21 protein-coding genes are annotated in these 20839 nt (G+C 64.5%); 12 read left to right on the top strand and 9 right to left on the bottom strand.

All coding sequences use genetic code 11. From position 1 onward, the window contains the following. The first annotated feature begins 55 nt into the window (after positions 1-55). The gene (locus RHODMAR_RS22405) at positions 56-856 is read left to right on the top strand and encodes a crotonase/enoyl-CoA hydratase family protein (RefSeq protein WP_042940113.1); all 801 of its coding nucleotides are present in this window, start codon (positions 56-58) and stop codon (positions 854-856) included. 63 nt (positions 857-919) lie between these two features. Here the strand turns inward: RHODMAR_RS22405 and RHODMAR_RS22410 are convergent, their stop codons facing one another. Further along, positions 920-2566: a purine-cytosine permease family protein gene (locus RHODMAR_RS22410; protein ID WP_008719210.1), complete on the bottom strand. Its 1647-nt coding sequence runs from the start codon at positions 2564-2566 to the stop codon at positions 920-922. A 113-nt stretch (positions 2567-2679) separates the two neighbouring features. Further along, complete coding sequence (gene shbA / locus RHODMAR_RS22415) at positions 2680-3261, bottom strand: RNA polymerase sigma factor ShbA (protein ID WP_008719213.1); 582 nt, start codon at positions 3259-3261, stop codon at positions 2680-2682. 184 nt (positions 3262-3445) lie between these two features. Here shbA and RHODMAR_RS22420 point away from each other — a divergent pair, with 184 nt between their 5' ends. Further along, a complete protein-coding gene (locus RHODMAR_RS22420) occupies positions 3446-4405 on the top strand; it encodes an alpha/beta fold hydrolase (protein ID WP_008719216.1) in 960 nt (319 codons plus the stop codon). Positions 4406-4469: 64 nt separating this feature from the next. Here RHODMAR_RS22420 and RHODMAR_RS22425 read toward each other — a convergent pair whose 3' ends face one another. The 3 genes from RHODMAR_RS22425 to RHODMAR_RS22435 form a co-directional block, all read right to left on the bottom strand. Continuing rightward, positions 4470-5144 carry a hypothetical protein gene (locus RHODMAR_RS22425; RefSeq protein WP_008719217.1) on the bottom strand — a complete coding sequence of 225 codons (675 nt, stop codon included), beginning with the start codon at positions 5142-5144 and terminating at the stop codon, positions 4470-4472. Between the two features lie 192 nt (positions 5145-5336). Beyond that, a complete protein-coding gene (locus RHODMAR_RS22430) occupies positions 5337-6671 on the bottom strand; it encodes an ammonium transporter (protein WP_008719219.1) in 1335 nt (444 codons plus the stop codon). Beyond that, on the bottom strand, positions 6668-7399 hold the full coding sequence (locus RHODMAR_RS22435) for an enoyl-CoA hydratase (protein WP_008719221.1): 732 nt from the start codon (positions 7397-7399) through the stop codon (positions 6668-6670). Before RHODMAR_RS22435 ends, RHODMAR_RS22430 begins: the two co-directional genes overlap by 4 nt. 56 nt (positions 7400-7455) lie before the next feature. Here RHODMAR_RS22435 and RHODMAR_RS22440 point away from each other — a divergent pair, with 56 nt between their 5' ends. Then, positions 7456-8529: an NAD(P)-binding domain-containing protein gene (locus RHODMAR_RS22440; protein WP_042940114.1), complete on the top strand. Its 1074-nt coding sequence runs from the start codon at positions 7456-7458 to the stop codon at positions 8527-8529. A gap of 4 nt (positions 8530-8533) precedes the next feature. Here RHODMAR_RS22440 and RHODMAR_RS22445 read toward each other — a convergent pair whose 3' ends face one another. Together RHODMAR_RS22445 and RHODMAR_RS22450 are read right to left on the bottom strand one after the other, a co-directional pair. Then, the gene (locus RHODMAR_RS22445; RefSeq protein ID WP_008719224.1) at positions 8534-9361 is read right to left on the bottom strand and encodes a uroporphyrinogen-III synthase; all 828 of its coding nucleotides are present in this window, start codon (positions 9359-9361) and stop codon (positions 8534-8536) included. 24 nt (positions 9362-9385) lie between these two features. After that, positions 9386-10234 carry an aldo/keto reductase gene (locus RHODMAR_RS22450; RefSeq protein ID WP_008719226.1) on the bottom strand — a complete coding sequence of 283 codons (849 nt, stop codon included), beginning with the start codon at positions 10232-10234 and terminating at the stop codon, positions 9386-9388. Positions 10235-10293: 59 nt separating this feature from the next. Between RHODMAR_RS22450 and RHODMAR_RS22455 the strand changes: the two genes are divergently transcribed. Next, positions 10294-11925: an ABC-F family ATP-binding cassette domain-containing protein gene (locus tag RHODMAR_RS22455; protein WP_008719228.1), complete on the top strand. Its 1632-nt coding sequence runs from the start codon at positions 10294-10296 to the stop codon at positions 11923-11925. Between the two features lie 66 nt (positions 11926-11991). Here RHODMAR_RS22455 and RHODMAR_RS22460 read toward each other — a convergent pair whose 3' ends face one another. Beyond that, on the bottom strand, positions 11992-12825 hold the full coding sequence (locus tag RHODMAR_RS22460; RefSeq protein WP_008719229.1) for an alpha/beta fold hydrolase: 834 nt from the start codon (positions 12823-12825) through the stop codon (positions 11992-11994). Positions 12826-12907: 82 nt separating this feature from the next. On the opposite strand from RHODMAR_RS22460, the gene RHODMAR_RS22465 reads away from it, so the two are divergent. The 7 genes from RHODMAR_RS22465 to RHODMAR_RS22495 all read left to right on the top strand — a co-directional run bounded on the left by RHODMAR_RS22465 (position 12908) and on the right by RHODMAR_RS22495 (position 18386). Next, entirely contained in the window at positions 12908-13363 is a 456-nt protein-coding gene (locus RHODMAR_RS22465; protein WP_008719230.1) for a MarR family winged helix-turn-helix transcriptional regulator, read from the top strand. 64 nt (positions 13364-13427) lie between these two features. Next, entirely contained in the window at positions 13428-13700 is a 273-nt protein-coding gene (locus tag RHODMAR_RS22470) for a helix-turn-helix transcriptional regulator (protein WP_008719231.1), read from the top strand. Continuing rightward, positions 13697-14227 (top strand): hypothetical protein, encoded by a 531-nt coding sequence (locus RHODMAR_RS22475; protein WP_008719232.1) that lies wholly within the window; start codon positions 13697-13699, stop codon positions 14225-14227. Before RHODMAR_RS22470 ends, RHODMAR_RS22475 begins: the two co-directional genes overlap by 4 nt. A gap of 4 nt (positions 14228-14231) precedes the next feature. Further along, positions 14232-14783: a hypothetical protein gene (locus RHODMAR_RS22480; protein ID WP_008719233.1), complete on the top strand. Its 552-nt coding sequence runs from the start codon at positions 14232-14234 to the stop codon at positions 14781-14783. Positions 14784-14799: 16 nt separating this feature from the next. Next, positions 14800-15693: an ABC transporter ATP-binding protein gene (locus RHODMAR_RS22485; RefSeq protein ID WP_008719234.1), complete on the top strand. Its 894-nt coding sequence runs from the start codon at positions 14800-14802 to the stop codon at positions 15691-15693. Then, positions 15690-16889: an ABC transporter permease gene (locus tag RHODMAR_RS22490; protein ID WP_008719235.1), complete on the top strand. Its 1200-nt coding sequence runs from the start codon at positions 15690-15692 to the stop codon at positions 16887-16889. Before RHODMAR_RS22485 ends, RHODMAR_RS22490 begins: the two co-directional genes overlap by 4 nt. Before the next feature lie 9 nt (positions 16890-16898). After that, positions 16899-18386, top strand: a complete 1488-nt coding sequence (locus tag RHODMAR_RS22495) for a carboxyl transferase domain-containing protein (RefSeq protein ID WP_008719236.1) — start codon at positions 16899-16901, stop codon at positions 18384-18386. 1 nt (position 18387) lies between these two features. On the opposite strand, the gene RHODMAR_RS28765 is transcribed toward RHODMAR_RS22495, so the two are convergent. Further along, entirely contained in the window at positions 18388-18771 is a 384-nt protein-coding gene (locus RHODMAR_RS28765; protein WP_042940115.1) for a hypothetical protein, read from the bottom strand. 192 nt (positions 18772-18963) lie between these two features. Between RHODMAR_RS28765 and RHODMAR_RS22505 the strand changes: the two genes are divergently transcribed. Next, a complete protein-coding gene (locus RHODMAR_RS22505; RefSeq protein ID WP_042940118.1) occupies positions 18964-20820 on the top strand; it encodes a propionyl-CoA synthetase in 1857 nt (618 codons plus the stop codon). Positions 20821-20839: the final 19 nt, after the last annotated feature.

The following is a 20839-nucleotide window of genomic DNA, read 5'->3' on the forward strand; positions in this document are numbered from 1 at the left end:
AGGGGTGCAAAAGGCGCACGACCGGCGCAGCCGCAGAACAACGAAAGGCCCGCCCGTGAGAGAACCCGTACTCATCGAACGACAAGGCGACGTGGTCGTCTGGACGCTGAACAACCCGGACGCACGCAATCCGATTTCCGAGAACGAGACGATCGAGGCTCTCGAAGACGCCGTGGTCGCCATCAATCGGGACGAGAGCGTGCGGGTTGCGATCCTCACCGGAGCCGGGTCGGCGTTCTCCTCGGGCGGAAACGTCAAGCACATGCGTGACCGAGAGGGCATGTTCGGTGGTAGCCCTGCTCAGCTACGTCAGAGCTACCGTCACGGCATCCAACGAATCCCCAAGGCGTTGTATCACTGCGAGGTTCCTACCATTGCCGCGGTCAACGGCCCGGCGATCGGAGCCGGTTGCGATCTGGCATTGATGTGCGACCTGCGCATCGCCTCGACCACAGCGAAGTTCGCCGAAAGTTTCGTCAAGGTCGGCATCATTCCCGGTGACGGCGGAGCGTGGCTGCTCCCCCGCGCCATCGGCATGGCACGCGCGAGCGAAATGGCGTTCACCGGCGAGGCCATCGACGCGGCAACGGCTTTGGAATGGGGCATGGTCTCTCGGGTCGTCGAGCCTGCCGACCTGCTCGACGCGGCCCACGAACTCGCTCGACGCGTGGCCGTCAACCCGCCGCAGGCACTCCGGATGACGAAGAAGCTGCTGCGCGAAGGCCAACAGCAGAGCTTGGAATCCTTGCTCGAACTCTCTGCGGCGTATCAGGCCATCGCACACCACACCGAGGATCATCCCGAGGCAGTGAACGCGATGCTCGAGCGTCGGGATCCGAATTTCCGCGGCCGCTGACGCATGAGGTGCGTGGAAGTTCGTGTCCCACTACGAACTTCCACGCACCTGCGGCGCAGCCGCCTACTGCGGCGGCAGAATGTGCTCCCCCGTTTTGTCGGTACTGAGCGACAACGAACTGATGTACTGCTTCTCTCCGTTGGGTCCCGGCACGTTGGACGCGATCATGTCGGGTCGCTCGAACTCCATTCCGCTGACGTGGCAGAGCAGGGTGACTTCGGTCGGATTCCCGTACTCGTCGAACATCGGAATATCGATCCCGTCGTCGGTGCGTCGCAGGTAGTACTTGCCCTTGGTGGCCACCGCCAGAATGGGCGGAAGGGCCAGTGCGAGAACGAGAGCGACGATCGGCGAGAACGGTTTGATCGTCGAACCGAATGCTCCGAAGAACACCAGAATCGACAGGATGGCCGAGGCCGCCATCGCACCGAAGCCGACCGGATTGATGTTGTAGAGCATGCCGCGTCGAAACTCGGGCACCTTGGGTGAGAGCTTCAAAATGTACTTGTTGAACACGATGTCCGAGGCCACCACCGCGATCCACGCGATACCGCAGTTGGCGTAGAAGCCGAGGATGCTGTTGAGGAAGCTGAACATGTTGGCTTCCATCAGGATCAGTGCGATCGCGAGGTTGAACAGCACGAACACCATGCGACCCGGATACGTCTTGGTGAGGCGGGTGTAGGAGTTGGTCCACGCGAGCGAGCCGGAGTAGGCGTTGGTGACGTTGATCTTGATCTGGCTGATGACCACCAGGATCACCGCGAGCGTCATGGCCAGCCAGCCCGGCATGAAGTTCTCGTAGATCTCCAGGAACTGGTGCACCGGCTCGTTGGCGATGGTGGAGCCGTCGACGACGTTGGCAATCAGGTACACGGCGAGGAACAGCCCGACGACCTGCTTGAGTGCACCGAAGATGACCCAGCCAGGTCCGGCGAGAAGCACTGCCGTCCACCAGCGTCGGGAATTCTCGGGTGTCTTGGGAGGCATGAAACGTAGGTAGTCGATTTGCTCGGCGATCTGCGCTATGAGCGAGAGACACACGCCGGCAGCGAGCAGCGCCGAACCGACGTTGACGCCCTTGCCGTCGGCTCCGTCCTGACCGCCGTAGGCGAAGAACGCCCCGACCGAGTCCGGATTGCTCACGACGAGATAGACGAACGGCAGCACCATCAGCACCAACCACAGGGGCGTCGTCCACACCTGCAGCTTGGCAAGAGCTTTCATGCCGTAGATGACCAACGGAATCACCATGATCGTCGATACCGCATACCCGATCGGCAGCGGAATGCTCAACCCCAGTTCCAGCCCCTGCGCCATGATCGAGCCCTCGAGCGCGAAGAAGATGAACGTGAACGTCGCGAAGATGACGTTGGTGACCACCGAACCGTAGTAGCCGAATCCGCTACCGCGCGTGATGAGGTCGAGGTCGATGTTGTAGCGGGCAGCGTAGTAGGCGAGTGGGAGCCCCGTCAGGAAGATCACGACGGCGAACACCAGGATGCCCCAGAGTGCGTTGCCGGTTCCGTAGGAGATTCCGATGTTGGCACCGATGGCGAAGTCCGCGAGGTACGCGATGCCGCCGAGCGCGGACGTCGCGACAACACCGGTTCCCCATTTACGGTAGCTACGCGGCGCAAAGCGCAGCGTGTAGTCCTCGAGCGTCTCTTTGAGCGCGGTGTCTGTCGGCGCTGGCTGTACGGCGGTCATGGATCAACAACCTAGAACCGCCAGGTTGCCGGAGTGTCTTGCGCGTGTGTAGCTAATGTTAATCGATCCGGCGATTCGGACATTCAGACTGCATGTCCATCGCTACAGCAACGTCACGCGGCGGCGCGCGCCGCCAGCAGCGAGAAGTTCGCCAGTTCGGCGCGCAGCATGTTCATTGCCCGATGCTGGGCCACGCGCACGGCTCCGGCCGTCATTCCCAGCCTTTCGCCGGTTTGCGGTGCCGTCAGCCCCCACACCACTCGCATCAAAATGATCTCCCGATGCTTCTCGGGCAGGGTCTCCATCAGGGCTTGGGTGTGGCGACGCAGTTCACCGCCGAGTGCGAGCTGCTCCGGTCCGGCGTCCGGGGATTGTTCCTCCGGCATCTCGTCCATCGAGAACGTCTGTCGCAGAGCTGATCTACGGCCGGCGTCGGCCAGCTTGTGGGCCGCGATTCCGTACACGAAGGCCATGAAGGGTTTCCCCATGTCGCGGTACTTGGGAACTGCGGTCACCAAGGCGAGGCACACGTCCTGCACCACGTCGTCGGCCACGACATCGAGGTTGCCGATCCGAGCGGCGCAATAGCGGCGTACCGGTGGCTGAATCAGCACCAACACTTCTTCGAGTGCGGTTCGATCTCCCGCAACGGCCCGCGGCACGATCTCTTCGAGCCTGTCCATGATCTTGCTCACGGCTGATCTCCTCACTGGCAACGCGCGCCCTCACCTGAACGCTCATCGGTGATTCGGTGCCGGCTACCGTTCGGCTTGGTCTGGGAGATATCACAATCTGCAGCGATGTGATTCACGTAACACGGCGTGTCGCAGAAGCGACGTATCGGACAACAGCATGTGAACCTGACACCCGCGGAGCGCCATGTACACCAACGAGCAGGCCTGCGAGCAGACTCATCAGGTCGGTCGCCGCAGCACCGTGGCAGCCGGCGACGGTACCGCGCTGGCGGTTCGCGAATTCGGTCACCCGAATGCACCTCTGACCGCGGTGTTCGTCCACGGACACTGCCTGCGCATGCAGTCGTGGACCGACCTGCGCCGACACGTGGAGCAGACCTGGGGCGACGACGTTCGGATCGTGATGTACGACCACCGTGGTCACGGGGAATCGAGCGCGGCCGTGCCCGAGAGTTACACCATCGACCGGCTCGGCGAGGATTTGGCCGACGTCATCCGCGCAGTAGTCCCCTCGGGACCGTTCGTCGTGGTCGGACATTCGATGGGCGGTATGACGGCGCTGTCCTATGCGCGTCAGTACCCGGACGCCATCGGCTCCCGCCTGGTCGGGGTCGGGTTGATCGCGACGTCGGCGGGCGGGATCGCCGACGACGGCCTCGGCAGGTGCCTCGCGCATCCGGCCGTGTCGGCGTTTAGAGCTGCTGTTCGACGCGCCCCGCGACTGATGTCGGGCGCGAAGAAGCTCAGTCGCGGCGTGTGCGCACCCATCGTCAAGACGGCGGGATGCGGATCCCACAAGGTCAGCCCGCGCGTGGTCACGCTGGCGACGGCGATGCTCGGTGACACATCGATCGTGACGATGGCCGCGTTCCTCGAAGCATTTCGAGGCCTGGACGAGGTGGCCGGCCTGGCCGCACTGGCCTCGATTCCCACCCTGGTGCTGTGTGGCTCGGACGACCTGATGACGCCGATGCGGCACTCGGAAACTCTCGCCGCCCACCTACCCGACGCTCGCCTGGTACGGGTGGCGCAGGCCGGACACATGGTCATCCTCGAACGCGCACACGAGGTGGCGGATGCCGTGGTCGAGCTGATGGCGGCAGCGCGGCGGGCACACGTGCGAGATCTGGCCCTGGCCCGCTAGACCCGTCGACGACTGTGGCCCGCATCGGGATCCGATGCGGGCCACAGCTCTGCGGTCGAGAGATCTACTTCTTGACTGCGGGAGGAGCGTTGAGGAGCTGGATGAACTGTCCCGCGTTGCCTGCGAGGGCACCCAGGCCGCCGATGGTGCTACCGGCGAGCGATGCACCCGAACCGAGAAGCAGTGCGCCGCCGATGCATCCAGCGATCGGTGCCGCACCGAAGAGCAGCAGAGCGGGGGCGGAGACGGTGCCCATGGCGATGGCACCCAGGAAGCAGCCGGTCACCAGACCGGTTGCAGCACCGAGGAATCCACCGACGGTAGCGGAGAGGCTGAGGTTGTCCTTGACGCCGGAGACTGCGGCGGGCAGATCGACCTGCTGCAGACCGGGGAGAGTGGCAGAGACCGGGGTGGCCGCGGCGGGCGAGGCATCGGCGGTCAGGGTGGCGTGGTTGCCGTCGATCACTGCGGCGACGGGGTGCGAAAATCCGTCTGCGGCAATGGCCAGGGGTACCGAATCGACCATGACGCCGTTGGCGTCCCGGACGACGAGGTGGTTGTCCTCGTTGCTCAGCGATCCTGCCGTCGTGTCGACCAGGACCTGGTTGCCGGCCTGGGTGACGTTCCAACCGACCGGAGCGCCGACGGCCGGGGCCGGATCGGCATAGGCGGTGCCCATGGCGGTCGTCATCGCTGCAATGACCAATGCGGACGTTGCCGCGAATCGAGTCAGCTTCATGTTCCTCAGTCTTTCGTCGTGTCCATCACTCGATGCCGAGCAGCGAAAAACTATGGGCACAACAAGCGGGCAAGGCGAACCGAAGATGAACGAACGGGGCTGAACCGAACAACGATCCGACGCATCGACTCAAAAGGGACAGAACGACTTTCGAAGATCCAACGGTTCGTAAACCGCAGGTATGGGTGGTCTCTATCTACCGAACAGACCGGGTTTGTTGCTGCCGCCGTGACCCACACCGAAGTCGTATGCGGACTCGGCATGCTCGTGTTCGTCGAGACCGTCCGCTTCGTGTTGAGCGTCGGCCCGGACACGCATGACTGCTCTGAGCGCGAACGCGATGCCTGCAGTGACGACGGCACAGTAGGCGAACACCGCCACTACTGCGATCGCCTGTACCCACAGTTGATGCAGGCCGCCGCCGTAGAACAGGCCGTCCACACCGGCCGGCATCTGCGCACTGGCGACGAGTCCGATCATCAGCGTGCCCACGACACCGCCGACGAGGTGCACGCCCACGACGTCGAGTGAATCGTCGTAGCCGAAGCGGTATTTGAGGCCGATGGCCAGTGCACACAACGCCCCCGAGACGATGCCGATCGCGGCGGCACCGATCGGGGTGACGGCGGTGCACGAGGGAGTGATGGCCACCAAGCCGGCAACCACTCCCGAAGCCGCGCCGAACGATGTCGCGTGACCGTCACGGATCTTCTCGACGAAGAGCCAGGCCGCCATCGACATCGCACCGGCGCCCATCGTGTTCACCAGAGCCACCGCGGCGACGCCGTCGGCAGCCAAGGACGAGCCCGCGTTGAAACCGAACCAGCCGAACCAGAGCAAGCCGGCTCCGAGCATGACGGCCGGGAGGTTGTGCGGGCGCATGGGATCTCGCGGCCATCCACTGCGCTTGCCGACCACGAGCGCCAGCACCAGCCCGGCAGTGCCGGCATTGATCTCCACCGCGGTACCGCCGGCGAAGTCGATCGCACCGAGCCGGTTGGCGATCCAGCCGCCGAATTCACTGGTGAGACCGTCGAGCGAGAACACCCAGTGCGCCACTGGGAAGTACACCAGGGTGGACCACAAGGCTGCGAACAACACCCAGGGAACGAACCGCATTCGGTCTGCGACGGCACCGGAAATCAACGCCACCGTCACCATGGCGAACCCCGCCTGGAACGCCGCGAACACCAACGCCGGGACGGTTCCCACCAACGGAATCGACACCGCTCCCCCGGCCGAGGTGTACACCCCGCCCAACAGACCCTCGAACCCGGCGTACTGCAACGGGTTTCCGATCCACCCACCGATCACGTTGTCGCCGAACACCATCGAGAATCCGAAGGCCAACCACAGCAGCCACACCACGGCTATCGCCGACAGGCTCATCATCATCATGTTCAGCACACTCTTCGAGCGCACCATGCCGCCGTAGAAGAACGCCAGCCCCGGCGTCATCAACAGGACCAGAGCGACACTGGCCAGCAACCACGCGGTATCGCCCGCGTCGGGCGCTCCGTTGATCACTTGCCCACGAACTTCGGCTTGCGCTTCTCGGCTCGCGCGCGGCGCGCTTCTCTCATGTCCTCGCTTCTCCACGCCGCCTCGAACGCTGCGGCCTGCTTCGGCGTCGGATCCTCGTGTATCCCGTCGTTGTTGAACACGAGTTTGAGGTGACGCAACGCGAGCGGAGCGAGCTCGGTGATCGACTGCGCCCACTGTGTCGCGACGGCACGATCGCCCAGCTTGTTGGCCAGTCCGCAGGTGAATGCCTGCTCGGGCTGCACCCGTTCGCCGCCCAGCAGGATGGTGCGCGCAACTCCCCCGCCCGCGAGCGCGGCCAACCGCGTGATGGTCCAGTTGCTCACAGCAATACCGAGCCGCGTCGAGGGAATCTCGAAGAAGCCGTCCGGCGCGACGACTCGAAGATCGCACGCGATGGCCAACTGCGTCCCGGCCCCCACAGCCGGGCCGTTGACGGCCGCGATCACCGGAATCGAGGCGTGCTCGATCGCGACCAACATCTCTTCGAGGATCTGCCCGAAAGACTCGGGAAAGGCATCACCGGTCAGGTCCGCGCCTGCACAGAAGCTGGTTCCCTGACCGGTGATGACGACGACCCGAGCCCCGTCACGCTCGGCTCGTTCGACACCGTGGCGCACCGCGAGGCACAGCTCTGTGTTCAGCGCATTCCGTCGATCCGGTCGCTGCAGTTCGAGGATGACGACGTCGCCGTCACGAGAGAATCCGATCACGAGAGCAGAGGTTACCCACCGGTACGCGCGTTCACAGTGTTGGGCCTGATCTACTGATACCTGTGATCGACACTCGGGTTGCTGTCATCGGTGCAGGCCAGGCCGGGCTCTCGGCGGGGTACCACCTGCACCGAGCCGGACTCAGCGCAGAAGCAGGCTTCGTGATGCTGGACCGCTCACCCGGGCCGGGTGGCGCCTGGCAGTTTCGGTGGCCCTCACTGACCCTGAGCACCGTGAACGGCGTGCACGATCTGCCCGGGATGCCGTTCACCGACACTCTCGGGAACGAACCACCGGAGTCCATCGCGGCCGCCGACGCCGTCCCCCGCTACTACCGCCAGTACGAGGAACGCTTCGAACTGCATGTCCGACGCCCCGTCACGGTGACCGTCGTGTGCGATCGCGAACCTCGATTCCGGGTCGAAGCCGGTGAGACCGTGATCATGGCCGAGGGGCTGATCAATGCGACCGGGACGTGGGAGAAGCCGTTCGTTCCGCACTACGACGGGGCCGAGACGTTCACCGGTAGGCAACTGCACACCAAGGACTTTTCGACGGCCGAGGAATTCGCCGGCAAGCACGTCGTCGTGGTGGGCGGGGGAATCTCCGCAGTCCAGCTGCTCGACGAGATCTCCCGGGTGACGACGACCACCTGGGTGACCCGTCGAGAGCCGGTGTTCCGGGACACCGAGTTCGATCGCGATGCCGGACGCACGGCCGTCGCCATGGTCGAAGAGCGGGTGCGGGCGGGCCTGCCACCGGGCTCGGTCGTATCGGTGACCGGGTTGTTGCTGACCCCGTCGTTGGCTGCTGCACGAGAGCGCGGCGCACTCGAGCGCAGACCGATGTTCTCGGCCATCACCGCCGATTCGGTGGTCTGGGCCGACGGGTCGAGTCAGCACGCCGATGTCATCCTGTGGGCCACCGGCTTTCGCAGCGCACTCGACCACCTCGCGCCGCTGCGCCTACGAGGGCACGGCGGCGGAATCGTCATGGACGGCCGCCTCGCCACCCGAGTGGCCGCGAACCATCGGGTCCACCTACTCGGCTACGGACCGTCCGCCAGCACGATCGGGGCGAATCGAGCGGGACGAGCCGCGGTGACCGAACTGCTCGAGACGCTGAGCTGAGTCTTTACGGCGAGGCGAGCTGCTCGGTCACGAACTTCGCCAGCGCACCCAAGCGTGCCCGGCTCGGCATCGAGGTCGGCACGCCCAACGCGTCCAACGGAGCCGAGGTCACCGGCCCGACGCAGATCGCGGCGACGGGTCCGGCCAGCGCGGCCAGGAACGCGTCGAGCAGACCATTGTCCTTCGCGGTCGAGAGCAGCGATGCCACGGCGGGTGCACTGGTGAACGTCACCGCGTCGACGCGATGGTCGATGATCTTTTCCACCACATCGATCAGCGGGGCCTGATCGAGTGGACGAATCCATCGGTACACCGGAACCGGTCGGACGTGCGCACCGAGTTCGGCCAGCGCATCACCGAGATGAAGCGTCGGTTCCCACTCGGTGATGACGCCGTGCAGCTGAACCGCGATGTCCACACCTGCAATACCCTCGGCGGCAAGATGATCGGATACTTCCTGCGAGGCTTCGGTGACCGGCGACCACTCGTCGCGTAGACCTGCTCCACGAATTGCGCCGCGCGCCTTGGGGCCACGGGCAATGATCCGCGAATGTTCCAGTGCAGCAACGAGACCCTCACGCAGGCCCCAGCCGGCCGCCGCGTCGAGCCAACCACGAAAGCCGATGCCCGTACTGATCACCACGATCTGCGGCGGACGCCCGATGATGCCCTCGGTGGTCGACTTCAACTCCGAGTCGTCGATCAGGGGTAGAACGTGAATCGCCGCGGCGTGAACGATGTTCGCGCCGCGGCGTTCGAGCATGGTGGCCAGTTCGTCTGCGCGCCGCTCGGCGGTGACGGCAACGATCTTGCCTTCGAGCGGTTCCGACATGGGTACAGACTAGGCCCCCGAGGTTCAGCTGCTGAATTTGTCCGGGTCGGGGCCGGTGCGGCCGTCGGCGGAGTCCAGCGCACTGATCTGCTGAATTTCGTAGTTGCTCAGCTCGAAGCCGAAGACGTCGAAGTTGGCGGCGATGCGCTTCGGGGTCACCGACTTGGGGATCACCACATTGCCGAGCTGAATGTGCCAGCGCAGGATGACCTGGGCCGGGGTGACACCGTGTGCATCACCGATCTTCGCGAACACCGGCTCGTCGAGAATGGTGCCGGATCCCAGGGGGCTCCAGGCCTCGGTGGCGATGCCCTTCGAGGTGTGGAAGGCACGCAACTCCTCCTGGATGAACCGCGGATGCAGCTCGACCTGGTTGATCGACGGTGCCTCGCCGACGGTGTCGATCAGCTTCTCGAGGGTCGGGATGGTGAAGTTGGAGACGCCGATGGACCCGACGCGGCCGTCGGCCTTCAGCTTCTGAAATGCCTTGAACGTGTCGATGTACTTGTCGCGATCGAGCTGCTGCCAGTGGATCAGGTACAGGTCGAGGTACTCGAGTCCGAGGCGGTCCATGCTCGCATCGAACGCCGCCAGAGTGGAGTCGTAGCCCTGATCGTCGTTCCACAGCTTGGTGGTGACGAACAGCTCGTCGCGGGCGATGCCGGACTCCGCGATCGCCTTGCCGGTGCCGGCCTCGTTTTCGTACACCTTCGCGGTGTCGATGCTGCGGTATCCGACCTTCAGAGCCTCGCTCACCGCGGCCTGCGCACCGTCGTCGGGAACCTGCCACACACCGAACCCGAGCTGCGGAACGGCCGTGCCGTCGTTGAGCACGATGGTCGGGACAGTACTGGTCTCGGCTGAAAACGTCATACGAATGCCAACGGGCGGCAGTGTGAATCTGTTCCCGACCCGCCAGAGATACTGATGGTGTGACTGCCACCCTGCGCATCGACGATCTTGCCGCCTTCCACGGCGACCGCACCCTGTTCTCCGGCTTGGACCTGACGGTCACCGAGGGTGATGTGATCGGACTCGTCGGCGCGAACGGAGCCGGCAAGTCGACGTTGTTGACGCTGCTGGCCGGCGTAGGGACGGCCGACCACGAGGGTGAGGTCTACACCAGTCCACCGGACGCGACCGTCGGCTATCTGGCGCAGGAACCCGAACGGATCGCCGGGGAGTCGGTACTCGATTTCCTGGGTCGCCGAACCGGCGTTACCGCGGCCGAATCCTCGATGAACGCCGCGGCCGAAGCCTTGGGTAGTAGTGATGATGACCTCTACACCCCCGCGCTGGAGAAGTGGCTCGCCCTCGGCGGCGCGGACCTGGCGGAGCGAACCGCCAAGGTGCTCGCGGATCTGGGGCTCGATGTCGACGGCAGTGCACTCATGACCGATCTGTCGGGTGGGCAGGCGGCCCGCGCCGGGCTCGCTGCGATCCTGCTCGCCCGCTACGACATTCTGCTGCTCGACGAGCCCACCAACGACCTCGATCTGGCGGGCCTCGAGCAACTCGAGCAGTTCGTCGTCGCGACGCGGGCGGCGATCGTCGTCGTCAGTCACGATCGCGAATTTCTGGCCCGAACGGTGACGGGCATCGTCGAACTCGATCGAGCGCAGCGCCGCATCGATGTGTACGACGGCACCTATCAGTCGTATCTGGCGGAACGGGAGATTGCGCGCCAGCATGCGCGGGAGAAATACGACGAGTTCGCAGACACCAAGTCCGCGTTGGAATCTCGGGCGCAGATGCAGCGCAACTGGATGGAATCAGGGGTGCGCAATGCGCGCCGCAAGGCACCCGACAACGACAAGATCGCCCGCAAGACCCGCGCCGAATCGACCGAGAAGCAGGCCGCGAAAGCCCGTCAGACGCAACGCCGCATCGAGCGGCTCGAGGTGGTGGAGGAGCCGCGCAAGGAGTGGGAACTGCGGATGGAGATCGCGGCCGCGCCCCGCAGCGGGACCGTCGTCTCGGTACTGGGCGGAGCCGTCGTGCGCCGATCGGAGTTCACGTTCGGACCGGTCACGACGCAGATCGAGTGGGGCGATCGGATCCTCATCACCGGGCCGAACGGCTCCGGCAAGACGACGTTGCTCTCGGTGCTGCTGGGCCGACTGAGCCCGGACGAGGGCACATCGTCATTGGGATCCGGTGTGGCAATCGGTGAAATCGACCAGGCACGAGCATATTTCGTCGGCGAGGGCACCGTGTCCGACGCCTTGAGCGCAGCGGTTCCCGAGTGGCCCGACGCCGAGGTGCGGACCCTGCTGGCCAAGTTCGGGCTACGCGGCGACGACGCACTTCGGCCCGCATCCTCGCTCTCGCCCGGTGAGCGAACCCGTGCAGCGCTGGCGTTGCTGCAGGCCCGCGGAGTGAATCTGCTGGTACTCGACGAACCGACCAATCACCTGGACCTGCCTGCCATCGAGCAACTCGAACGCGCCATGGAGAACTTCGAGGGAACACTGCTGCTGGTGACCCACGACCGCAGAATGCTCGATACCGTCCGCAGCACCAGGCACTGGACGATGACCGACGGGCAGTTGTCGGAGAAGTGACACGCTTGCCTGCGGATTACTCAGTTCCCCATCTGTACAGGTAGGCAACTGAATATTTCGTGGGCATCAGCTCAGCAGGATCTCGTTGAGCTCGGCGGCGGGGTGCATCGGCAATCCGTGGTGCGTGGCACTGCCGAGGATCACCGTCCTCGCCTGGGGTAGAACGGCCCGGACTGCCGATTCGATAGTGGCAGCATTGTGCACCTTGCTCTCGCCGGCCAACACGACTGTGGTGGCGACGCCGAAATTTGTGAACGCGCCAGGCTTCGGCCGTTTCGGGACGATAGTCTTCGCCTTCGGGAAGTCAGCCGCCCCGAGCGCGAGGACATCGAGCCAGTCCGGATCCAACCGAAGGCCTCCGGTCTCCCATTCGACGAAACGACGCTGGCGCGTCTCGTTGGTAGACAGCAGAATCGGTATCGCGTGCAGCAGGTATCGCGGACTCATCGAGCCGAAGCAGGAATTGGGGTCGAGCAGCGTCAGTGCATCGACGCGGCGTTCATTGCGCAATGCATAAGCCAGGGCAATCATCGCACCGTAGGAATGACCGCAGAGCGCCGCCGTCGGCAGATTCAACTCGTCCAATACCGCCGTCACCCAGTTCAGCAATTCCTCGACCGACCCGATGGATCGTTCTCCCGGGACACTCCGGCCGACGTCTCCCATCAGGTCCACCGCGTACACCCGATACTTCCGGGCGAGTGCCTCGACGTTGGCGAACCAGACGGTGGACGTCGCTCCCGCGCCCGGTAGCAATACCAACGGCGGGCCACCCACGGGGCCGCAGGCGTTGACCCGCGTGGTCCCGTATGCGGTCTCGACGTCGAGGACCTCGACCTCGACCGGCCACTTCTGCAGCACTCTGTCGTATGCGGTGTAGAACTCGTCCAGCGTCGACATCTTTGACCCCTTTATCTCTCGATCATCGAGATAATAGACAATAGAGAGACTTCACGTCCAGCGCCTCCCGAAGGGTCTGCACATGACCGAACCCGCCTCCGCCGTACATCAGCTGCGCGCGCTGACCGTCGACCTCGACCTCCTCGGCGCAGAATTCGCACAGCGACACAACCTGCACCCGACGGACATCCGCGCACTGATCTGCCTCCTCGACGCCGACCGAGCCGGCACACGTGCGACACCCGGCTGGCTCGGCACGCAGCTCGGCCTCGAATCCGCCTCCGTCACAGCTCTCGTCGATCGAATGACGAAGAGGAGCTTGGTTTTCCGTGAACCCGATCCATCGGACCGTAGACGCGTACTACTCCGCGTCACCGCGCACGCATCGGAACTCGGTACGGCGTTCTTCGGCCCCGTCATCGGCCGAGCCCTGGAGGAACTCGCGCGTTTCACACCCGAGCAGCGGGCGACGATCGACGAGTTCCTGACGACGATGCGCGCCGTCGTCACCTCCGCCCGAGAGCAACAAGTCATGTAGACAGATCCGCACATCTGTTATTTCCTGTTGACACATCGTTGGGTTTATACAACACTTCATTGTCATGAGCCCCATCAAGCGCGGTACCGCGCTCCCGATCTACAACAGGGTGGGTGTTCTGCGGGCGGAACGAAAGATGAGCCGCGCGCAACTCGCCGAACTCGTCGAAGTCAATCCCCAGACGGTGGGCGCCCTCGAACGAGGCGACCACTACCCGAGCCTCGACCTCGCCATGCGCATCTGCGATGTCTTCGATCTGCCGATCGAAGCAGTGTTCTCGCGTACCGAACTCGGACCACTTTCGGCCGAACTCTTCCGAAGGGAGAAGGATCGATGAACACGCACAGTCCCAGCATCTTCAGCAGATATCAGGAAGCCCGGACGAGAGTGTTCCTGGAGAACGAAAAGACCTATGCGAACTGGCTGCCGGGACTGCGAGCCCAGAAACGACGCCGAGCCTTCGTTGTGTTCCTTCTGGTGCTGCTTGCCGCATCTGCGGGATTCGCACTCTCGGAACCGGTGTTCGACTGGGCGATCGGATCCTGGGGAATCTGCTACATCGCGTTCACGTTCGCGGCGATCGTCCTCGGCATCGTGTCCAATCGGCGCGCCGAAGCCCCGGTGGATGCGCTCGACGAGCTCGAAGTCCAGCTCCGCAACGAGGCCCGATCCATCGGCCTGACGGTCACTCAGGTACTGGGCACCGTGACCGGAGGGTACTTGCTCATCGGATCCGCCTTCGGGGCAACGAATCTCGGCATCTCCGGTGGAGCACTGGTCCTGACTGCATTGATCACCGGAGGGACGACCCCCGCAATGCTTCTCGCGTGGACCACTCCCGACCCCGACCCCGAGGATGGCTGACACCATGAGCGAGCGACCCGACATTCTCACCCGCTATCAGGCCTATCGCACAAGGCGATTCCTCGAAAACGATGCCAAGACACGTCATTGGCTCCCGAACTGGCGCACGCAACATCGACGCCGAATTCTCGTTGTGGCTGTGCTTGCCGCAGACCTCACATTCGTCGTCGTCAGCATCTCGACCCTGTTCTTCTCGTGGGCCGCGATCGTCTGGATTCCTGCCGCAGTCATCTTCATTCCGATCTGGACAGCGCTGCAGACGGTCTCCGGCCGCCACAGCGATGCTCCCACTGGCGCACTCGACGAGTGGGAAGTGCAGCAGCGCAACGAAGCTCGATCCATCGGTCTCACTGTTACGCAAGGGCTGGTCTTGGTCGCGGCTTTCGCTCTGATCTTCCTGTCCACAACCTTTCCCGACCTCCCCCGCCTCGCCTACGCCGGCGGCGGTTGGACGCTTGCAGCACTGATGATCGGAATTTCTACTCCCGCAATCATTCTCGCGTGGATCACCCCCGACCCAGAACCCGAAGACATCGAATATTTCGACCAGCAGTAACGACCGAAAGGGCACCATGAGCACCCTCACGATCGACTCCGTCTCCAAGAGATACGGCGACAAAATCGCCCTCGACAACCTCAGCTTCGACGTCCGGCCGGGCGAGCTGTTCGGCTTCGTCGGCAGCAACGGCGCCGGCAAGACCACCACGATGCGCATCGCACTGGGCGTGTTGTCCGCAGATTCCGGCCAGGTCATGTTGGGCGGCAAGCCCGTCGACCTCGACGTCCGCCGCACCATCGGATACATGCCGGAGGAACGCGGCCTGTATCCCAAGATGAAAGTCGGCCCCCAGCTCGCCTACATGGCCGAGTTGCACGGACTGTCCTCGAAGGACGCCAAGGACGCCGTGATCCGCTGGACCGAACGCCTCGGCATCGACGAGCGGGTCAACGACACGGTCGATGCACTGAGCCTGGGCAACCAGCAGCGCGTTCAGCTCGCTGCCGCGCTGGTGCACGATCCGGCGGTGCTCGTACTGGACGAGCCGTTCTCCGGACTCGACCCCATTGCTGTCGACGTCATGAGCGAGGTCCTGCGCGAAAAGGCTGCTGCCGGAGTACCGGTCGTGTTCTCGAGCCACCAACTCGATCTGGTGCAACGCCTGTGCGACCGCGTCGGCATCATCGCCGCCGGTTCGATGAAGGCCGTCGGCACCGTCGACGAACTACGCGGATCGGGAGATTCGCACCTGCACGTCCACGCACCCGACGCGGCACCGGGATGGGCGTCGGGCATCGCGGGAGTGAGCACGCTCGACCACAGCGACGGCGTCACCGTGCTCGGCCTGGCACCCGGGGCCGACGATCAAGAAGTCCTGCGCACTGCACTCGCGACCGGTCCGGTGCACGAATTCTCCATCCAGAAACCTTCCCTGAGCGACCTGTTCCGAGAGGCGGTAGTGGCATGAGCTCCCAGTTGGGTTCGATGCGTGCTGTATCACTGATAGCCAAGCGCGAGTTCACCGTTCAGGTGATGAAGAAGAGCTTCGTCATCAGCAACGTCATCATCCTGGCCGTCATCGTCGGCGGCATCATCGCGTTCTCGATCTTCTCCGGCGGCGGTGACGAGGAGCGAGACGTGGTCGGCGTCGCGGGAGATCAGTCCATCGCGGCGGTAGTGGAAGCAACGGGCGATGCCGTCGGTAGCCCCGTCGAGGTCCGCGAGATCGCCGACGCGGCAGCCGCACGCAGCGGCGTCGAATCCGGAGATCTCGATGTGGCGCTGGTTCCGGACGGAACCGCGGGCGCATACACGGCCGTCACCGACTCGGACCTGACCGGTACGCTGCGCGCCGTCGTCGAAGGCAGTGTCGCGACGCAGGCAACGAATACTGCACTGGCGCAACAGGGTGTCGACCAGACCGAACTCGCAGCGACCACGAGCGCCGCAACGGTCACCGTCGAGGCAATCGACCCACCGGATCCCGAAGCAGGCCAGCGGACGGCTCTCGCGCTGTCGGCAGTGTTCCTGCTGTACGCACAGATCATCGGCTTCGGCATGTACGTGGCGATGGGCGTCGTCGAAGAGAAGTCCTCTCGAGTCGTCGAACTGCTGCTGTCCACCGTTCGCCCACTTCAGTTGCTGTGGGGAAAGATCCTCGGCATCGGTGCGGTCGGCATTGTCCAGCTCGCACTCTATGGAATCGCGGGTGTCGGAGCCGGATTGGGCACGGGCGTGCTCACCGTCACCGGTGCCGCAGTGAGCGTCTTCGCCGCCACCTTGGCCTGGTTCATCCTGGGCTTCGCCTTCTTCGCCGTGCTCTACGCAGCGGGCGGGTCGATGGTCTCGCGGCAGGAGGACGTCAACTCGACCACGATGCCGCTGCTGATCCTGATCATGGCGATGTTCTTCGCTGCCTTCTACTCCGTCAGCGATCCGGAGAGCACGCTCGCCAACACGCTGAGCTGGATTCCCCCGTTCTCTGCGATCATGATGCCGCTGCGCATCGCTGCCGGAGTGACCTCACCGGTGCAGATCGTCGGCTCCGCGGTGCTGATGATCATCACCACCGCGATCCTGGCCATGGGCGCGGCGAAGATCTACCAGCGCTCCATTCTGCGCATCGGCAAGACCGTGTCATGGAAGGAAGCGTTTGCTCGCTAGGGTTCACGCATGAGCCCACGGACGTCCGCCGCCGAGATTCTCGATTCCGTTCTCGACGGCGGATCGTTCGTCTCCTGGGACTCCGAACCGGTCGGCGTTCACCCCAATGCCTCCTACGAGCGGGATCTGGCGAAGGCACGGGAGAAGAGCGGCGTCGACGAGTCGGTGCTGACCGGCGAAGGCACCATCGATGGTCGACGGGTGGTGATCATCGCCTGCGAGTTCGCCTTCCTCGCAGGTTCCATCGGTGTCGCAGCCGCCGAGCGCATCACCTCCGCCATAGAACGCGCTACCGCCGAGACGCTTCCGCTGATCGCTTCCCCCACCTCCGGCGGCACTCGGATGCAGGAGGGCACAGTGGCCTTCGTGCAGATGGTCAAGATCGCCGCCGCCGTCACCGCGCACAAAGCGGCTCATCTGCCGTACCTTGTGTACCTCCGCAATCCGACGACCGGTGGGGTGTTCGCGTCCTGGGGGTCGCTGGCGCACGTCACCGTCGCCGAGCCCGGTGCTTTGATTGGATTTCTCGGGCCGCGCGTGTATCAGGCGTTGTACGACAAGCCTTTTCCCGAGGGCGTGCAGACCGCCGAAAACCTGTACCAGCACGGGGTGATCGATGGTGTGGTGCCTGTCGAACACCTTCGGCATCTGCTGGTCCGCGCACTTCGGGTGATACTCGACGCCACCGTCTGGCCCGAATCCTTCGACGAAATACCCGTAGAGATTCCGGAGCAGTCGGCCTGGCATTCGGTACAGTCCTCCCGACGCGCCGACCGACCCGGTATTCGTCAACTCATCGAACACGCAGCCAGCGAACAGGTTCCACTGAGCGGCACCGGCCAGGGCGAGGCCGATACCTCGATCCTGTTGTCGCTGTGCCGCATCCGCGGCGTCTCCTGCGTGCTGTTCGGCAACGACCGAAGCAGCAGCACGGCCACCGCGACGATGGGTCCGGCGGCCCTCCGCGAGGCTCGACGCGGGATGCGGCTGGCCGAGGAACTGCAATTGCCACTGGTGCTGGTCATCGACACCTTCGGCGCGGCGCTGTCCAAGGAGGCCGAGGAGGGCGGCTTGGCTCCCGAAATCGCCCGCTCCATTTCCGATCTGGTGACCGTCGACACCCCGACGGTGTCGGTACTGCTCGGTCAGGGCACCGGCGGCGGAGCACTCGCACTTCTGCCCGCCGACTGCGTGCTGTGCGCTCAGAACGCCTGGCTTGCACCGCTTCCGCCCGAGGGTGCCAGCGCCATCGTGCACCGCGACACCGCACATGCACCGGAGATGGCCGAGGCGCAGGGCATCCGGTCGGTCGACCTACTGCGCGACGGCATCGTCGACGCCATCGTTCCCGAAAACCTCGACGCCGCAGACGAACCGGCTGCATTCTCTATGCGCGTCGCAGATGCTGTGGCCCGAGAGCTGCGTCGACTGTCCACGATCGATGCGGCAGATCGAAGTCGATCGAGACTCGGCCGCTACCGCGCACTGGGCAACTGAGCTACTCGCTGCAGATCAGCGCAAGAACATCACCCGCACGCAGGTCGGCGGGCAACTCGACCGGGCTGACGCAGCGGCGTCCGGGGCCGTGCAGGTCTACTTTGACCACATTGTCGATCGAATGGCGATTGACCACCACGGCCTGCACCAGATCCCCGAACTCGGCGTCGACTCCCACTTCACCGGCGATCACCGAACGCACCCGAGTCACCAGAATCCGCCCCCACTGCACCGGAGTGCCCTGCGCGTCGGCCAGATCCTCCAGCGCAACGCCGTCGACGGTGATACGGCCGCACACACAGTGCGTATCGGCAGGCCACAGCGCTGGATCGCACCGGGCAACATAGGCGGCACCGAGGGACGGAAGCATGTCGAGAAGAGTCATGAGAAGAAGTCTTGCGCCGCGCGGTGGCGTCGAACAGTGGTGTTGACGCAATCTTGACGCCTGGGCCGCGAATATTGACGTGAACCGGGCACCATCGCACGCTATGACCGCCGGTCGACGGGTTCTCGCCGGTCGTCGCCGGTAGTGCGCAACCCGACCCGCACCGAGTGCCCGGCGAACTACGCTCGCCCCATGAGTGGTGAGTATCGGCAGGCATTCGACGACAGCATCGACAAGCGCGAACAATTCTGGCTCGACGCCGCGGCGGGGGTCGACTGGGACACCCCGCCCACCACCGCCTTCGACGGCTCGCACTGGTTTCCCGGAGCGCGGCTGAACACGTGCTTCAATGCCTTGGACCGACACGTCGACGCCGGGCACGGTGACCGGACCGCCTTGATCTACGACTCGGCGATGCTCGGACTCACCCGCAGCTACAGCTACGCCGAACTACTCGGCCAGGTCGCTCGATTCGCGGGAGTGCTACGCGAGCAGGGCGTCTGCGCCGGCGACCGCGTGGTGATCTATCTACCGATGATTCCCGAGGCCGTCGTCGCCATGCTCGCCTGCGCTCGGCTCGGCGCGGTGCATTCGGTGGTGTTCGGCGGTTTCGCGGCCAAGGAGCTGGCGGCGAGAATCGACGACGCCGAGCCGGTACTGCTGATCACCGCGAGCGGCGGCTTCGAGCCCGGTCGCGTCATCGAATATCTCCCACTGGTGCAGCGCGCTCTGACGCTGACGACCGCGACCACACCGGCGGTGATCGTGAAGTCGCGCGAGGGAATTCCCAGTGATCACGAATGGCTGGACTGGGACACCCTTATCGCCGACGCCACTGCCGCAGAGCCGGTTTCGGTGCTGGCCACCGATCCGCTGTATATCCTCTACACCTCGGGCACGACCGGCAAGCCCAAAGGTGTCGTGCGTGACAACGGTGGCCATGCCGTCGCGCTGACGTGGTCGATGCGCAACATCTACGACGTGGGTTCCGGTCAGGTCATGTGGACGGCGTCCGATGTCGGCTGGGTCGTCGGACATTCGTACATCGTCTACGCACCGCTGCTCGCCGGTGCCACCACGGTTCTGTACGAGGGCAAACCCGTCGGGACACCCGATGCCGGTGCGTTCTGGCGGGTGATCCAGGATCACGGTGTTCGGGCCCTGTTCACTGCCCCGACCGCGCTGCGGGCCATCCGCAAGGTGGATCCGCAGGCGGCCGAGCTCGAGAAGTACGACATCTCGTCACTGGAGACCCTGTTCGTCGCCGGTGAACGCCTCGATCCCGATACGTACGAGTGGATTTCGCGCACACTGGATCGGCCCGTCGTCGACCATTGGTGGCAGACCGAAACCGGATGGGCGATCTGCGCCAATCTTCGGGGACTCGAACATCTTCCGATCAAGTCCGGTTCACCGACGGTACCTGTACCGGGATTCCAGGTCGGCATCCTCGACGCGGTAGGCAACCCTGTGGACGCCGGCATCGAGGGCAACATCGTCGTGAAGCTGCCACTGCCGCCGGGCGCGTTGGTGGGGCTGTGGAACGACGAATCACGTTTCCAGCGTTCCTATCTGGACACGTTCCCGGGGTACTACCTCACCGGAGATTCCGGGTACATCGACGCCGAGGGCTACGTGTACGTGCTGGGCCGCAGCGACGACGTCATCAACGTCGCCGGACACCGCCTGTCGACCGGATCGATGGAAGCCGTGCTCGCCGGTCACCCTGCCGTCGCCGAATGCGCCGTCATCGGTATCCACGACGACCTCAAGGGCCAGCGCCCCAGCGGCTACGTGGTGCTCAAGGCCGGAGAGACCATCACGGAGGAACAACTACGTACCGAACTGGTCGCCATGGTCCGCGATCAGATCGGTGCCCTGGCCACGTTCCGCGACGTAACGATCGTCGGAGCGCTGCCGAAGACCCGCTCGGGCAAGATCCTGCGCAAAACGATGCGCCAGATCGTCGCCGGTGAGGATTACGGCGTGCCGTCGACCATCGAGGATCCGTCCGTGCTCGACGCGCTGGAGAAGCTGCTGGGGCGCTAGACCCCCCTCGTGCGCCTTT

Source organism: Rhodococcus sp. AW25M09 (genome assembly GCF_000333955.1).
Taxonomy (GTDB): Bacteria; Actinomycetota; Actinomycetes; order Mycobacteriales; family Mycobacteriaceae; genus Rhodococcoides.